General features: G+C 69.6%; 12 protein-coding genes. 2 read left to right on the top strand and 10 right to left on the bottom strand.

From position 1 onward, the window contains the following. The 4 genes from D8S75_RS07835 to D8S75_RS07820 all read right to left on the bottom strand — a co-directional run. Positions 1-1,265, bottom strand: a 1,265-nt coding sequence (locus tag D8S75_RS07835; protein ID WP_119965623.1) for a PAS domain-containing protein, incomplete at its 3' end; no start/stop codon positions are given. Positions 1,266-1,414: 149 nt separating this feature from the next. Beyond that, a complete protein-coding gene (locus D8S75_RS07830) occupies positions 1,415-4,342 on the bottom strand; it encodes an aconitate hydratase (RefSeq protein WP_119965621.1) in 2,928 nt (975 codons plus the stop codon). 284 nt (positions 4,343-4,626) lie between these two features. Next, the gene (locus D8S75_RS07825; RefSeq protein WP_119965619.1) at positions 4,627-4,914 is read right to left on the bottom strand and encodes an H-NS histone family protein; all 288 of its coding nucleotides are present in this window, start codon (positions 4,912-4,914) and stop codon (positions 4,627-4,629) included. 123 nt (positions 4,915-5,037) lie between these two features. Then, the gene (locus D8S75_RS07820) at positions 5,038-6,336 is read right to left on the bottom strand and encodes a hemolysin family protein (protein WP_119965618.1); all 1,299 of its coding nucleotides are present in this window, start codon (positions 6,334-6,336) and stop codon (positions 5,038-5,040) included. Between the two features lie 24 nt (positions 6,337-6,360). Here D8S75_RS07820 and D8S75_RS07815 point away from each other — a divergent pair, with 24 nt between their 5' ends. After that, a complete protein-coding gene (locus D8S75_RS07815) occupies positions 6,361-7,206 on the top strand; it encodes a symmetrical bis(5'-nucleosyl)-tetraphosphatase (protein WP_119965617.1) in 846 nt (281 codons plus the stop codon). 90 nt (positions 7,207-7,296) lie between these two features. On the opposite strand, the gene D8S75_RS07810 is transcribed toward D8S75_RS07815, so the two are convergent. The 3 genes from D8S75_RS07810 to ypfJ form a co-directional block, all read right to left on the bottom strand. Then, positions 7,297-8,751, bottom strand: coding sequence for a DEAD/DEAH box helicase (locus D8S75_RS07810; RefSeq protein WP_119965616.1), 1,455 nt, complete (start codon positions 8,749-8,751; stop codon positions 7,297-7,299). 161 nt (positions 8,752-8,912) lie between these two features. Beyond that, positions 8,913-11,081, bottom strand: coding sequence for a SulP family inorganic anion transporter (locus D8S75_RS07805; protein WP_119965615.1), 2,169 nt, complete (start codon positions 11,079-11,081; stop codon positions 8,913-8,915). A gap of 25 nt (positions 11,082-11,106) precedes the next feature. After that, positions 11,107-11,976 (bottom strand): KPN_02809 family neutral zinc metallopeptidase, encoded by an 870-nt coding sequence (ypfJ, locus tag D8S75_RS07800; protein ID WP_119965613.1) that lies wholly within the window; start codon positions 11,974-11,976, stop codon positions 11,107-11,109. Positions 11,977-12,052: 76 nt separating this feature from the next. Between ypfJ and pcp the strand changes: the two genes are divergently transcribed. Continuing rightward, positions 12,053-12,712 (top strand): pyroglutamyl-peptidase I, encoded by a 660-nt coding sequence (gene pcp / locus D8S75_RS07795; protein ID WP_119965612.1) that lies wholly within the window; start codon positions 12,053-12,055, stop codon positions 12,710-12,712. 8 nt (positions 12,713-12,720) lie between these two features. Here the strand turns inward: pcp and dcd are convergent, their stop codons facing one another. The 3 genes from dcd to lpdA form a co-directional block, all read right to left on the bottom strand. After that, entirely contained in the window at positions 12,721-13,293 is a 573-nt protein-coding gene (gene dcd / locus D8S75_RS07790; RefSeq protein WP_119965610.1) for a dCTP deaminase, read from the bottom strand. A gap of 54 nt (positions 13,294-13,347) precedes the next feature. Further along, on the bottom strand, positions 13,348-14,646 hold the full coding sequence (gene guaD, locus D8S75_RS07785; RefSeq protein ID WP_119965609.1) for a guanine deaminase: 1,299 nt from the start codon (positions 14,644-14,646) through the stop codon (positions 13,348-13,350). Between the two features lie 205 nt (positions 14,647-14,851). Further along, positions 14,852-16,246, bottom strand: coding sequence for a dihydrolipoyl dehydrogenase (gene lpdA, locus D8S75_RS07780; RefSeq protein ID WP_119965607.1), 1,395 nt, complete (start codon positions 16,244-16,246; stop codon positions 14,852-14,854). Between the last annotated feature and the right edge of the window lie 4 nt (positions 16,247-16,250).

The raw sequence follows: 16,250 nt of genomic DNA, 5'->3' as shown, positions 1-16,250 counted from the left end.
TCGAGCAGCAGGCGCCGGTTGGGCAGTTGGGTGAGCGCGTCGTAGAAGGCCAGGCGTTCGATCTCCTGGGCGGCGCGCTTGCGGTCGGTGATGTCGCGCGAGACGCCCAGCACACCGGTGGCGCGGCCCTGGGGGTCGCGGATCGGCGTCTTGATGGTCTCGAACTGGCCTTGGTAGCCGTCCTCGGCGAAGGTGAGCGGCTCCTCGATCACCAGTGGCTGCCAGGCGTGCATGGCGCGCTGGTCATGGCGACCGAAGTGCTCGGCTACCGGCGCGGCCATGAGCTGGGCGTCGGTGCGGCCCAGGATCTCGCGCTCGCCACGGCCCATGAAGCGCTCGAACACGGGGTTGCACGCGAGGTAGACCCCCTGCGCGTCCTTGAGGTAGACCATGTCGGGAATGGCCTGGATGAGGCTGGTCAGCAGCATCTTCTGCTGCGACAGCTCGCGCTCCATCTTCTTGAGTTCGGTGAGGTCGTAAGCGAACAGCACGATGGCGCCCACCGAACCGTCCGCGGTGCGCTCGGGCACCAGGGTGGTGTGGCGGTAGCGGACCTCGCCGTCGGGCCGGTCGATGCGGTTCTCGAACACCACGGTCTCGCCGGCCCGGGCGCGGTCGAAGTACGGCGTCATGCGCTGCAGCAGCTCGGGCGAGATGTAGTCGGGGACCCGGCGGCCGATGATGTCATCCACGGTGGTGTCCACCCACTGGGCCTGCGTGTGGTTGGCGTACAGGATTTCGAGGTCCAGCCCCAGGCGCGCCACGGCGCCGGGCAGGTGGCGCAGCACGCCGGCGAGCTGGGTTTCGTAGGCGCGCGTGGCCGACTCGGCCTGCCGCTGCGCGGTGACGTCGGTGAGCAACCCATCCCAGATCACCCGGCCCTGGCCCAGCGCGCGCGGGCGCGCCGCCATGCGGATCCAGCGCACCTCGCCGTCGGGCCGGCGGATGCGCGCCAACGTCTCCAGCGGCGTGAGGTCGCGGTAGGACTGCTCGGCCAGGTCCATGAAACCGGGCAGATCCTCGTCCAGGATGAGCCCGTAGATCAGCGTGGAGTCGCGCAGCACCTCCTGCGCGCACAGGCCGGTGATCCGCTCGACGGCCTCGCCGATGTAGGCGAAGTGGCGCTGGCCGTCCGGCCCGCGCACCAGCTGGTAGATCACGCTGCCGGGGAGGTTGCTGCCGAGCGAGTGCAGGCGCGCCTCGGCCTCCTGCAGGCGCTGCTGTAGTTCCTGCACGTTCAGGGGGGGCGGGGAAGCATCGGTCATGAAAGTGACGCGAAGCGGCGTTGCGGCACCTTCATGCCGTCCATTGTGCAAACGGACGAATCGGCGGAAGGAAAGGCGCGAACGGAATTCATGGGCACACTGTGCCGCCACTGTAACAACAGCACCCGGACCGTGAATCGGCGTGTACCCTACCCCGAGGCCAGCAGCTGGCGCAGCACGAAGGGCAGGATGCCGCCCGCGCGGTAGTAGTCCGCCTCGATGGGCGTGTCGATGCGCAGGGTCACCACCACCTCCTGGCGCGTGCCGTCGGCGCGGTGAACCACGAGCCGGGCATCGCTCTGCGGCGTCAGCCGTTCGTCAGGCAAGACATCGATGGCCTCGCTGCCGGTGAGCCCGAGCGACTGCCAGGAGTCCTGCCCCTTGAACTGCAGCGGCAGCACGCCCATGCCCACGAGGTTGGAGCGGTGGATGCGCTCGAAGCTGCGCGCCACCACGGCGCGGATACCCAGCAGGCGGGTGCCCTTGGCCGCCCAGTCGCGGCTCGACCCCGTGCCGTATTCCTCGCCCGCGAAAATGACCGTGGGCACGCCTTGCTCCATGTAGCGCATGGCGGCATCGAAGATGAACATCTTCTCGCCCTGCAGCGGTCCGCTGGCCTGGAACAGCGTCACGCCACCCTCTTCGCGCGCGCCATCGGCGGCGGGCGGCAGCATGAGGTTCTTGATGCGCACGTTGGCGAAGGTGCCGCGCACCATCACATCGTGGTGGCCCCGGCGCGCGCCGTAGCTGTTGAAGTCGGGCTTCATCACGCCATGCCGCAGCAGCCATTGGCCGGCGGGCGAGCTGTCCTTGATGGAGCCGGCCGGCGAGATATGGTCGGTGGTGATGGAGTCGCCGAACAGCGCCATGATGCGCGCGCCGCGCACGGAATCAGAGCCATTTTCGGCTTCAAATCCCATGGAGCGGGCGCCACGCGCTTCATTTTCAATAGCAAAATCCGCAAAGAACGGCGGTTCGGCGATGTAGGTGCTGGCGGGCCAGTTGTAGGCCGTTCCGGCCACGCCCTTGATCTTGCCCCACAGCCTGCCCGGGTCGGACCGCACCTTGGCGTAGTTGTCGCGGAAGGCCTTGCCCTTCATGGCGTGCCGCAGCAAGGCATGGATTTCCTCGCTGCGGGGCCAGATGTCGCCCAGGTAGACGTCGCGCCCGCCCTTGCCGCGCCCCACGGGCTCGGTCATGAGGTCGCGCAGCACCGTGCCCGCGAGGGCATAGGCCACCACCAGCGGCGGGCTGGCCAGGAAGTTGGCCTTGAGGTTGGGGTGGATGCGCGCCTCGAAATTGCGGTTGCCCGAGAGCACGGCCGCGCACACCAGATCGTTCTTCGCGATGGCCTCGTTGAGTTCGGGCGTGAGGTCGCCCGCGTTGCCGATGCAGGTGGTGCAGCCGTAGCCCGCCAGCGCGAAGCCCAGTTTTTCCAGATAGGGCAGCAGACCGGTCGCGGTGAGGTACTCGGTGACGATGCGCGAGCCCGGCGCCAGCGAGGTCTTGATGTGCGGCGCCACCCGCAGGCCGGCCTCCACCGCCTTTTTCGCCAGCAGGCCCGCCGCCAGCAGCACGCTGGGGTTGCTGGTGTTGGTGCAGCTGGTGATGGCGGCGATGAGCACATCGCCATGGCCCACCGTGGGCACCTTGTCCCCATCGGCCGGCAGAGCGCACACCGCCACCGGGGCGGCCTGCACGGCGGCCAGCGCGGGGCGGTTGCCCACCATCTCCACCACGTCGCGCGCGGCGCCAGGGCGCGGCGCGGGCGCTTCTCCCGCAGGCCCGCCTTCGCCGCAGCCCACGCGGTAGCGCTCGGCAAGGCGCTCGGGCCTCTGGTTGAAACCGTTCTCCGCCACCGGCTGGCTGAACAGGGCCGTGAACCGCTCTTTCACCAGCCCCAGTTCGATACGGTCCTGCGGGCGCTTGGGACCGGCCAGGCTGGGGGTGACTTGCCCCAAGTCCAGCCGCAGCTGCTGCGAATAATCCAGCTCGCCCGCCAGCGGCACGCCGAACAGCCCCTGGGCCTTGAAGTAGGCCTCGAAGGCCTCGATCTCGCCCTTGGTGCGGCCCGTGCCCTTGAAGTAATCAATGGTCTTCTCGTCCACCGGGAAGAAGCCCATCGTGGCGCCATATTCGGGCGCCATGTTGGCGATGGTGGCGCGGTCGGGCAGCGCCAGCGTGCGCGTGCCCTCGCCGAAGAATTCGACGAACTTGCCCACCACCTTGTGCCGGCGCAGCAGCTCGGTGACGGTGAGCACCAGGTCGGTGGCGGTCACGCCCTCGCGCAGCCGGCCCGTGAGTTCCAGCCCCACCACATCGGGCGTGAGGAAGTACACCGGCTGGCCCAGCATGGCGGCCTCGGCCTCGATGCCGCCCACGCCCCAACCCACCACGCCGATGCCGTTGATCATGGTGGTGTGGCTGTCGGTGCCCACCAGGGTGTCGGGGTAGTACAGGCCATCCTTGCGCTTGTGCACACCGCGCGCCAGGTATTCGAGGTTGACCTGGTGCACGATGCCGAAGCCCGGGGGCACCACGCCGAAGGTGTCGAAAGCCTGCATGCCCCACTTCATGAACTCGTAGCGCTCGCGGTTGCGCTGGAATTCGAGCTTCATGTTCAGGTCGAGCGCCTTCTTGCTGCCGTAGTGGTCCACCATGATGGAGTGGTCCACCACCAGATCCACCGGTACCAGGGGCTCGATCTTCTTCGGGTCCTTGCCCAGCCGCGCGGCGGCGCTGCGCATGGCGGCCAGGTCGGCCAGCAACGGCACGCCCGTGAAGTCCTGGAGCACCACGCGCGAGACGACGAACGGGATTTCGTCCTTGCGCTCCGCACCTGGCTGCCACTGCGCGAGCTGGCGCACATGCTCGGCCGTGACCTTGCGCCCATCGCAGTTGCGCAGCACCGATTCGAGCACGATGCGGATCGACACCGGCAGGCGCCGGATGGTCGGGTAGGTGCGTGCCAGCGCGGGCAGGGAGTAGAACTGGCCCGTTTTACCCGAGGCCATGGTGAAGCGCTTGAGCGTGGCCGCGAAGGCATGGCGCGCGGGGCGCGGGGAAGGCTTGGCCATGGCAGTCTCCTGGTGGGGCAACAGGGGCATTCTGGCACCCCGACGCGGCCTTGCAATGGCCTGCCTGCCGGCAAGGGCACCATAACCATGGGGCCAGAAGGTGTTTCAGAAAAACCGGCGCCACGCGCCATTAATGCCGCACGCTGACAAAACCCTGAATCCCAAGCCATGGCCGCGCCAGACCGCCTTGAATGGCAGGCACCTGGCCTGCAGCCGCCGGCCAGTATGGCAGCGTGGCCCGCATTGGCTTCGGGCATAAAAAAAGTCCGCCGGAGCGGACTGTTTCAAATGGCGAATTGCTCGCGATCCTTGTTCTGAATCCATTTGGGCGCCTTGCCACGGCCAGTCCAGGTTTGACCTGTAACAGGATCGCGGTATTTAGGCGCTACCTTGGTGCCGCTCGAAGCGCTGCGCGCGCGCGCGGCGGGAAATACATCCTGCTGCGTCAGACCAAATTCCGCCACCAGGGCGCGCACTTGCGAGATCGCGCTCGCCAGTTCCTGGCGACGGGCTTCATTGATCTGCTGCTCAAGGGCTTCGCGCTGCTTCAGGAGCTCTTTGTAACTGGTCATGGTGAAAAGGGGGTTGGTGGAACGATGCAAATAATTATAGGCACATTATCGATAATGCACAGCCTATTTGCATCCATCCCCACAAAAACGGTGTGATATTGCACCCGCACCCGAATGTCCGCCCTATTCGGGGCTTTCTTCCTTCGAAGCCAGCACCTTGTCGATGCGTTTGCCGTCGAGGTCCAGAACCTCGAATATCCAGCCCGCGCAGGCAATGCGCTCGCCCACGGCGGGCAAATGGCCCGATTCAGCCAACAATAATCCGGCCAGGGTGTTATAGCGCCCCCGGTCCTCTTCGGGCAGGTCGCGAATATCGAGACGCGCCTTGAGTTCGGACACCGGCACCAGGCCTTCGAGCAGCCAGGAGCCATCCTCGCGCTGCACGGCCCAGGCATCCATGGCGGCGCCAGGCTGCAGCTCGCCGGTGATGGCTTCGAGCAGGTCGCGTGGCGTCATGATGCCCTGCACCACGCCGTATTCGTCCACCACGAACACCATGCGGCCCGAGCGCGCGCGGAACTGCTCCAGCAGCTCCATGCCGCTCAGGGTCTCGGGCAGGAAAGAGGCCGGCTGCACATGCTCGCCGATGGTCTCCCCGGCCTGCGGCCCGAGCTCCAGCAGGCGCGCCACGCTGATCACGCCCACCACATCGTCGAGCGAGCCCCGGCACACCGGGTACCAGGAATGCGAACCCCGCTCGCTGCCCGCGCTGGCCAGCTGCAGGGCCTCGGCCACGGTGTGGCCGGCATCGAGCCACCGCACGTCGCTGCGCGGCACCATGATGGAGGTGAGCGGCCGGTCGTCGAGGCGGAAGACGTTCTGCACCATCTGGTGTTCGTGGTGCTCGATCACCCCGGCCTCGCGCCCCTCTTCGAGGCTGGCGGCGATTTCTTCCTCGGTCACGGCGCGGCCCGCCTCGTTGTCCACGCGCAGCACGGCCAGCACGCCTTGGGTGGAGAGCGACAACAGCCGCACGAAGGGCTTGGCCACGCGCGCCACCCAGGCCATGGGGCGCGAGACAAGGCGTGAGACGGTTTCAGGGTAGAGCTGCCCGATGCGCTTGGGCACCAGTTCGCCGAAGACGATGGTGATGAAGGTGATGAGCGTCACCACGATGGCCGTGGCCGAGATGCCGGCCGCGCGCTCGGGCAGGCCCAGCGCGTGGAGCCACACCGTCAGGTCGTCGCTGAAGGCGGCCTCGCCGATGATGCCGTTGAGCATGCCGATGGAGGTAATGCCCACCTGCACCGACGAGAGGAACTGCGTGGGATTGTCCAGCAGGTCCAGCGCTGCCTGCGCGCCCTTGTCGCCGCCTTGCGCCATGGCGGTCAAACGGGCCTTGCGGCTCGACGCCAGGGCCAGTTCGGACATGGCGAACACCCCGTTGAGCAGGGTCAGGAGCGCAATCAGCAGAAAATCCATGGATTGATCGTTACAAAGAACACCATGGCACTTTACTGTATCGGCGATGTACAGGGCTGCGACGCGGCCTTGCAGCGCCTGCTGGACCTCATCGGCTTCTCGCCCAGCCGCGACACCGCCTACCTGCTGGGCGATCTCGTCAACCGGGGGCCGGACTCGGCCGCCGTGCTGCGCCGCTGCCGCGCGCACGAGGGCGCGCTGCGCTGCCTGCTGGGCAACCACGACCTGCACCTGCTGGCCACGGCCCATGGCGCGCGCAAGCCCTCGCGCCGCGACACGCTGGAAGGTGTTTTACAAGCCGACGACCGCGACGATCTGCTCGACTGGCTGCGCCGCCAGCCCCTGGCGCTGGCGCACCCGCACGGCGGCGAAACCCTGCTGATGCTGCACGCGGGCGCCCTGCCCGCCTGGAGCGCCGCCGACACCCTGCGCCTGGCCGGCGAGGTGCACGACGTGCTGCGCGGCCGCGAACTGCCCGCCTTCCTGCACCGGATGTACGGCAACCAGCCCGACCACTGGAGCGACGGCCTGGCCGGCACTGACCGCCTGCGCGTGATCGTGAACGCCCTGACACGGCTGCGTTTCTGCTCGCCCGAGGGCGTGATGGATTTCGAAAGCACGGAAAGCGCCCGCAGCGCGCCGCCCGGCCTGCTGCCCTGGTTCGACGCGCCGGGCCGACGCACGGCCGGCACGGTGATCGCCTTCGGCCACTGGTCCACGCTGGGCTGGTTCAGCCGCAACGACCTGATCGGGCTGGACACGGGCTGTGTCTGGGGCGGACAGCTCAGCGCCGTGCGCTTCGGTGCCACGCTGGCCGAGCGCGAACTGCTGCAGGTGCAGTGCCCGCAGGCGCAGGCACCGGGGCACTGACCTGATGCTCTTATTTTGATAGCTTTCAGCGCCCTGCCAGAAAGCGCTGCAGCCTCAAAAAACACAAAGCGCCCGGGTGGGCGCTTTGGGTCAGGCGACGGGGTCGACGGCCTTGAAGAGTGCCGCCACCTTGCGCTTGGGCTTGATGTTGGGCGAGACGCGCCCGGTGGACAGGCGCTCGGGCGCCTCCCAGGCGGGCTTGGCCACGTCGGAGGCCGAGCCCGCCTCGTAGGGCTGATCGAAGAAGGGGTCGCGCGGCGCGGACGCCGGGCGCAGGCCCCCGCCGCTGCGCGGCGCACGCGGTGCGCGTTCACGGTCGCGGTCGCGCGCCGCCGGGCGTTCGTCACCCTCGCCCTCGCGCCAATGGCGGCGGCCGTCGTTGATACGGCCGCGCGGGCGGTCTTCGTCGTATTCGAGCGCCTCGATCTCGATTTTCTTCTTCAGCAGCTTCTCGATATCGGCCACGAGGCGGTTGTCGCTGCCCGAGACCAGCGTGACCGCCAGGCCCGAGGCGCCCGCGCGGCCCGTGCGGCCGATGCGGTGCACGTAGTCCTCGGGGTTGAAGGGCACGTCGAAGTTGAACACCGCCGGCACATCCTTGATGTCCAGGCCGCGCGCGGCCACGTCGGTGCACACCAGCAGGTCCACATTGCCCTGCTTGAAGGCGTCGAGGGCCTTGAGGCGCTCGTCCTGGCTCTTGTCGCCGTGCAGCGCGGCCGTCTTGAGGCCCTCGCGCTCCAGGCTGCGGGCCAGGCGCGCGCAGCCGAGCTTGCTGTTGACGAAGATGAAGGCCTGCTTGAGCTCGCGCGAGCGCAGCACCTGGTGGATGGCGTGGCGCTTGTCGTCGTCGCCCACGCTGTAGAAATGCTGCTCCACCGTGGAGGCGGTCTCGTTGGGCCGCGCCACCTCGATGGTGATCGGGTCCTGCAGGTAGCTGTTGGCCAACCGCTTGATTTCCGGCGAGAACGTGGCCGAGAACAGCAGCGTGGTGCGCTGCTTGGGCAGGTAGGACAGGATGCGCTGCAGGTCGGGCAGGAAGCCGATGTCGAGCATGCGGTCGGCCTCGTCGAGCACCACGTACTCGACCTGGTTGAGCACCGCGTTCTTGGCCTCGATGTGGTCGAGCAGCCGCCCGGGGGTGGCCACGAGCACTTCCACGCCTTTTTTCAGCTCCAGCGTCTGGGGCTTCATGTCCATGCCGCCGAACACCACGGTGCTGCGCAGCTTGGTGTGCTTGGCGTAGAGCGCGATCTGCTGGGCCACCTGGTCGGCCAGCTCGCGCGTGGGCAGCAGCACCAGCGCGCGCACGGGGTGGCGCGCCGGGGAGGTGGAACTGTTTTCGTGCTTGAGCAGGCGCTGCAGCAGCGGCAGCGAGAACGCCGCCGTCTTGCCGGTGCCGGTCTGGGCCGCGCCCATCACGTCCTTGCCGGTGAGCACGACCGGAATGGCCTGCGCCTGGATGGGCGTCATGGACTCGTAGCCCATCTCTGCCACGGCACGTGCCAGCGGTTCAGCCAGCGATAGATTGGAAAAGGAACTTGTCATTTAGCCCGCTATTGTCGCACTGCGGGCCGTTTGTGGGGGTTTTTCACCCGCGCACGGCCGGGCATGCCGCCGTCCACCACCAGCTCTTGGCGTCAACCGCTATATTTTCAATAGCTACTAGCGCTTTCCCATTGGGCGTTGGAGCCACTTTTTGCTTGAAATCATTCGAGCACGGCCCGCAATTGCCGCGTGGTCACCGCCAGGCGCCGCGCGCCCATCTGGGCCAGGTTGTTCATCAGCGTGAGCGCCGCCTCGGGGTGCTGGCGCGCCCAGGCGTCGAAATCGGCGCGCGCCAGGCGCACCAGGCGCGCCGCGCCGCGCTCGGCCCCCGCGCTGGCGCTGCGCGGCAAACCGTTGAGGAAGGCCATCTCGCCAAACACCATGCCCGGCCCCACGGTGGCCAGGCGCAGGCCGTGGTCGGGCGGCCACTGCGTCACCAGCGTGATGTGGCCCGACTGCACGATGAGCAGATCCTGGTCGGCGTCGCCCGCGTGGAACACCACGCCCTGCGCCGGCACGGCCTGGCGCGTCAGCAGAGCCTCCAGGGCCACGCGCGCCGCATGCGGAACACCCTCGCCGATCTCGCCCAGCGGCTCGCCATTGCTGCGCCGGGGCCGCTGCTGCACCGGGCGCTGCGACAGGATGGCGGCCTCGGCCCATTCCAGGGCCCGGTCGAGGTCGGCAAAACAGCGCACCCCTTCCCCCGCATGCTCCGCCGCCTCATCCACCAGCCCGGCCACCGCCGCCGCCACGCCCTGCTGCCGCAGATCGCGCACCAGCGCGCGCAGCTGTGCCAGCGCCGTGCTGTCCCAGGCCGGCACGCGGGCCGCGTCCAAGATGACCCAGCGGTGCCGCGGCTGCAGCAACTGGCGCACCTGCTCGGCCATGTGGGCCGCCACGCCGAACGACATCACGCCCTGCAGCTCGAACACCGCGACCTGGTTCATGCGCGGCGCGATCCAGCCCTCCGACGCGGCGCGGCGCAGCCGGCGCGAGCGCAGCTCGCCATCGAGCCGCACATGGCGCAGCACCTTGGCAGCCGAGTCGTGCAGCAGCACGAAGGTGGCCACCACCAGCCCGGTCACCAGCGCGCCCACGCCCCCCAGCACGGCGAAGACCAGCGCCACCAGCCAGCTCTGCATCCACGTCACGCGCGAGCCGCGCGCATAACGGGCCGACCACATCAAGGCCGGCACCTGCATCAGCCCGGCCAGCACCAGCCCGCCGGCCAGGCAGGCCATGGGCACCCAGTGCAGCCACCACGGCCCGGTGAGCGCCACGCCCAGCATGATGGCGGCATGCCAGCGCGGCGCCTCGGGCGACGGGCCGGCCTGCGCCAGCACGATGCGCGAACGCGAGGCGCTGGTGGAGGCCGGGATCATGCCCGCCAGCGCGCACAGCGCGCCCAACGCGCTTTCACGCCGCAGCGCCGCGTTGGCGTTGCCGCGCAGGCCGTGGTCCAGTTCCAGCTCCTGGTTGAACACCAGGATCTCCAGGCTGTTGACCAGGGCCATCAGCAGCGCCAGCACCACCAGCGGCTGGCCGTGCTGCTGGGCCAGCGCCAGCCAGGGGATGCCGCTCCAGTCGGGCAGCAAGGGCCCGGCGAAGGCGCTCGGCGCCACGGCGGCGGCGAACACATCGCCCAGGCCCGCGCCCCACAGCCCGGCCAGCGCCACCGCCAGCGCCACGGCGGCCACGGCCGTGAGCAGCCCCGGCATGCGCGGCCAGCGCCCGCGCAACCACCAGGCCAGGGCCGCCACCGCCAGCGCAGCGACGGCATGCCAGGCCATGCGTTCATCGGTGATGGCGCCGCTGCCAAAGCCATTGCGCACCTGGCCCAGCACCATCGACAGGCCCACGCCGGCCGCGAACCCATGCGTCACCGAAATCGGCAGGAAACGAGCCACCGTGGCCAGCCGCAGCACCCCCAGCAGCCACTGGAAAGCAAAGGCCAGCGCCGCCGTGGCCCCCGCCACGGCCAGCACCTGGCGCGCGCTCAGCCCCAGGGCCGGCGCCGCGCCATGGGCCGTGGCCAGCACGGCGGCGAACAGCAGCGCCACCACGGTGGTGGGCGCGTACACCACGCCAGCGCGCGGCGCGGCCAGCGTGAGCAGCAGGCCCGGCAGCGCGGCCGACCACAGCGCCAGCGCCGCCAGTGAATGCGCGCCCGCCAGCGGCGCGAACGCCAGCAGGCCCAGGCCCACCGCATGGGGCACGGTGACCGCGGCGGCCGACCACGCGGCCGCCATGCCCGAAGACGGCCCGGGAACGGCACGGCCGCCCTGGCGCACCCGGGTGGCGGGTTCGGGGTGGACCTGGATGTCCGGCATGGGGCTCCGTCCGCGCCGCGTGGTTTCAGAGCGCGCGCGCCGCGAAGGTATCGCAGGCCTTGAGGCTGCCCTGCCGCAAGCCGGTGTGGAACCAGCGCTGGCGCTGCGCGCTGGTGCCGTGGGTGAACGACTCGGGCACCACGGCGCCGCCGCCGGAGCGCTGCAGCGCGTCGTCGCCGATCTTCGCGGCCGCGTTCATGGCCTCCTCCACGTCACCCTGCTCCAGGATCTGGCGCGCGTTCTGGGCGTGGTGTGCCCACACGCCGGCGAAGCAGTCGGCCTGCAGCTCCAGCCGCACCGACAGGCGGTTGTATTCGGCCTGGCCCACGCGGCCACGCATCTGGTCTACCTTGGCGCTGATGCCCAGCAGGTTTTGCACATGGTGGCCCACCTCGTGGGCGATCACATAGGCCTGGGCGAAGTCGCCCGGCGCGCCAAGGCGGCTTTGGAGGGTTTCATAAAAGCCCAGGTCGATGTAGACCTTCTGGTCGGCGGGGCAGTAGAACGGCCCCATGGCCGCCTGGCCCGTGCCACAGGCCGTGGGCGTGGCGCCCCGGAACAGCACCAGGCGCGGCTCCTGGTAGCGGCCGCCGGCCTCGCGGAACACGCCGTGCCATACGTCCTCGGTGTCCGCGAGCACGGTGGACACGAACCGTGCCAGCGGGTCATCGGCCGGCGGGCGCTGTGCCGGGGCCTGCTGCACCTGGGCCGGTGGCGCACCGCCGCCACCGAGCAGGCCCAAGAGGGTGAGCGGGTTGATGCCCAGCAGCCAGCCGCCCAGCAGGGCGATGACAAGGGAGCCAATACCGATGCCGCGCCCGCCCGGTACCTGGAAGCCACCACCGCCACGGCGGTCCTCCACGTTGTCCGACTCGCGGTTGCCTTCCCATTTCATGGCCTGCTCCTGTGATGCCATTGCATATTACGCGCCGCCCGCGCGGCCTGCGCGGCCCGATACCATTGGGAACACCATGGCCCCGACTTCCCTCCCCCCCGGTGCGCCGCTGCTGCTCACGGGCTTCAACCCGTTCGGCGGCGATACCGCCAACCCGAGCTGGCTGTCGGCCCGCGCGCTGCATGGTCAGCGCATCGCCGGCCACGCCGTGCTGGCGGAGCTGCTCCCCACGGAATTCGAAGCGGCGCGGGAAAAGCTGCAGGCCCTGCTGGCACGGCACCGGCCGGCGCTGGCACTGTGCCTGGGGCAGGCCGGCGGCCGCGCCGCGCTGTCCGTCGAGCGCGTCGCCATCAACCTGATCGACGCCCGCATTCCCGACAACCGGGGCGCCCAGCCGCTGGATGCGCCCGTGGTGCCGGGCGGCCCCGCCGCCTACTTCGCCACCCTGCCCGTCAAGGCCATGGTGCGTGCGGCGCGGCAGGCCGGCCTGCCGTGCGAGGTGTCGCAGACGGCTGGCACCTTCGTGTGCAATGCGGTGTTCTATGGATTGATGCACCAGCTAGCCGCTGGCGCCACGCCGGGGGCGCGCGGCGGCTTCGTGCACGTGCCCTGGCTGCCGGAGCAGGGCTCCCCGGGCATGCAGCTCCGCGACATGGTACGCGGCGTCCACGCCCTGCTGTGGGCGGCGGTGCTGCACCCGCAGGACATTGCCCTGGGCGCGGGCGCCCTGCACTGAAGGCGGGGTCAGGCCCTGGGCAGCGTCACCCCGTGCTGGCCCTGGTACTTGCCGCCCCGGTCCTTGTACGAGACTTCGCAGACGTCGTCCTTGTCGCTCTCGAAGAACAGCACCTGGGCGCAGCCCTCACCGGCGTAAATGCGCGCGGGCAGCGGCGTGGTGTTGGAGAACTCCAGCGTCACATAGCCTTCCCACTCGGGCTCGAACGGCGTGACGTTGACGATGATGCCGCAGCGTGCATAGGTGCTCTTGCCCAGGCAGACGGTGAGCACGTTGCGCGGGATGCGGAAGTATTCGACGGTTCGCGCCAGAGCGAAGCTGTTGGGCGGGATGATGCAGCTGTCGCCCTCGAAATCGACGAAGCTTTTCTCGTCGAAGTTCTTCGGATCCACCACGGTGCTGTGGATGTTGGTGAACACCTTGAATTCAGGCGCGCAGCGGATGTCGTAACCGTAGCTGCTGGTGCCGTAGCTGATGATCTTGCGGCCCTCGGCCTCGCGCACCTGGCCGGGCTCGAAGGGCTCGATCATGCCGTGCTCGGCCGCCATGCGGCGGATCCATTTGTCGCTCTTGATGCTCATGGTGCGGGTTCCTGGCGGTTTACTATGTTTTTGATAGCGTGGCGCGCTTGACCATCAAGCGCAAGGGCCGTATTTTGCCTGCGAAATGACCGTCTGCTCAACCAGGCGATCGTCGCCCAGCACGATCATGGCGAACAGCAGCTCGTCCAGGCTGCCCGCCTGGGCCGTGCGCCGCGCCAGCAGCGGCGTGGCCTGCGGGTTCAGCACCACGAAGTCGCCCTCGCAGCCCGGCTGCAGGTTGCCCACCACGCCGTCGAGCCCCAGCGCGCGCGCCGCGCCGGCCGTGTGCTGCCACCACAATTGCCGGGGCGAGAGGCTCAGGCCCGGCTTGGTCTGGCCCTCGCGGCCCACGGTGTAGGCCGCGAGCATGGTGCGGAACGGCGAGAAGCTCGTGCCCCCGCCCACGTCGCTGGCCAGGCCGTAGGCGAAGCCCGCGCGGTCGGCCGCCTGGTAGTCAAAGAAGCCGCTGCCCAGGAACAGGTTGCTCGTGGGGCTGACGGCGGCGGCCGTGCGGCGCTGGCGCATGAGCGCGCGGTCGGCCTCGTCGAAATGGATGCAGTGCGCGTACACGGCGCGCTCGCGCATCAGGCCAAAGTCGTCGTACACCGCGAGGTAGCTGCGCGAGCGCGGGTACAGCTCGCGCATCCAGCGCACCTCGTCGAGGTTCTCGGCCACATGCGACTGGACCCACACGTCCGGGTATTTCGCCGCCAGCTTGCCGGCACCGCGCAGCTGCGCCGGGCTGCTGGTGGGCGCGAAGCGCGGCGTGATGGCGTAGCCCAGCCGGTCCACGCCATGCCAGCGCGCGATCAGGTCCTCGGTGTCGATCAGGCTTTGCTCGGTGTCGTCGCGCACGCCGTCGGGCGAATGCCGGTCCTGCAGCACCTTGCCGGTGATCAGGCGCAGTTGCCGGCGCCGGGCCTCGCTGAACAGCGCATCGACCGACTGCGGGTGCGAGGTGGCGAAGGCCAGCGCCGTCGTGACGCCGTTGCGCAGCAGCTCGTCGAGGAAGAATTCGGCCACCTGCTCGGCATAGCCCTGGGTGACGAAGCGCTTCTCGTGCGGAAAGGTGTAGTTCTCCAGCCAGGGCAGCAGGCCCTCGGCGGGCGAGCCGATCACGTCGGTCTGCGGGTAGTGGACATGCATGTCCACGAAGCCCGGCGCGATCAGGCGCCCCGGCCAATGGGTGACAGGCCGCCCCGCGAACTGCGGCGCGAGCTGCTGCCAGGCGCCCGCCGCCTGCACGCGCTGGCGGCCATGGGCATCGGGGCCGATGGCCAGCAGGCCATCCTCGTCGTACAAGGCCTGGCCATCCTCGGAAAAGCGCAACAGGGCGGAACGGTAGATGTGCATGGCTGCAAGCTTACCGGAGCCGCTGGCTCCTGAGCACCTTCGCCCCCCCACACCGCAACCCGCCCACGGCCTATGCCACAGGCGCGGCCCAGACCAAAGCCCCCGCGCAAGGGCCGCCCCGCCGCGCTGGGGGCGTCCCCCTGCCCGCAGTGCGCAGCGCTGCGAGAGCGGGGGGAAGGCGCCGAAGGCGACTCAGGGGGGTGCTTCAAATGTGTAACGCGTGCCCCAGAGCACGCAGTGCTGCCTCCTGCACCGCCTCGCCCAGCGTGGGGTGGGCGTGGATGGTGCCCGCGATGTCCTCCAGCCGCGCGCCCATCTCGATCGACTGGGTGAAGGCGGCGGCCAGCTCGGCCACCCCCTGGCCCACGGCCTGCCAGCCGAGGATCAAGTGGTTGTCGCGCCGGGCCACCACGCGCACGAAGCCGCCGGTGGCCTCCAGCGTCATGGCGCGGCCGTTGGCGGCAAACGGGAAGGCGGCATCGATGCAGTCCAGCCCCGCCGCGCGCGCCTCGCCGGGCGTGCGGCCGACGACCACGACCTCGGGGTCGGTGAAGCACACGGCGGGGATGGCCATGGGTTCGAAGCGCCGGTTCTGGCCCGCGATCACCTCGGCCACCACCTCGCCCTGCGCCATGGCGCGGTGGGCGAGCATGGGGTCGCCCGTGATGTCGCCGATGGCCCAGACATTGCGCATGGAGGTGCGGCACTGCGCATCCACCGCCACGTAGCGCCCGGCCATGTCGAGCTGCAGCGATTCGAGCCCGAAGCCCGTGGTGCGCGGCTTGCGGCCCACGGCCACGAGCACGCGGTCGGCGGGCAGCGCGAACTCGTCGGCGCGCGCGCTGCGCACGCGCACGCCGTGCTGCGCGTCGTAGCCCTGCACGCTGCAACCCAGGTGCAGCACGACGCCGCTCTTTTCCAGCGCGTCGAGCACGGGCTGCGTCAGTTCCTCGTCGTAGCCGGGCAGTACGCGCTCGGCCGCTTCGACCACGGCCACCTCCACGCCCAGCTTGCGGTAGGCCATGCCCAGCTCCAGACCGATGTAGCCCGCGCCCACCACGACCAGGCGGCGCGGCAGGCTCTCGGGTGCCAGCGCGCCGGTGGACGAGACGACCGCGCCGCCGAAGGGCAGCATGGGCAGCTCGACCGGCTCGGAGCCGGTGGCCAGCAGCAGGTGTTCGCAGCGCACGCGCACGGCCTCGCCCTCCGCGGGCCGCACGGTCACGGTCTTGCCGTCGTCGATCTGCGCCCAGCCCTTGAGCACCTGCACGCCGGCCTTGCGCAAGAGCGCACCCACGCCGCCCGTGAGGCGCTTGACGATGCCGTCCTTCCAGCGCACGGTCTGCGCGATGTCGATGCTCGGCTCCTGCACGCGGATGCCCAGCGGCGAGCCGTGGGCCTGATGGCGCGCACGCTCGAATTCGTGCGCGGCGTGGATCAGCGCCTTGGACGGGATGCAGCCGATGTTCAGGCAGGTGCCGCCCAGGCTCTCGCCCTCGACCAGCACGGTGGGGATGCCCAGTTGCCCGGCGCGGATGGCGGCCACGTAGCCGCCGGGGCCGCCGCCGATAACCAGCAGCTTGGTGGTGATTTCCTTCATCGTC

It is taken from the genome of Simplicispira lacusdiani (genome assembly GCF_003604195.1).
GTDB classification, from domain to species: Bacteria; Pseudomonadota; Gammaproteobacteria; order Burkholderiales; family Burkholderiaceae_C; genus Simplicispira; species Simplicispira lacusdiani.
The sequence above is the reverse complement of the archived record's forward strand: the minus strand, read 5'-3'. Positions and strand labels throughout refer to the sequence as shown.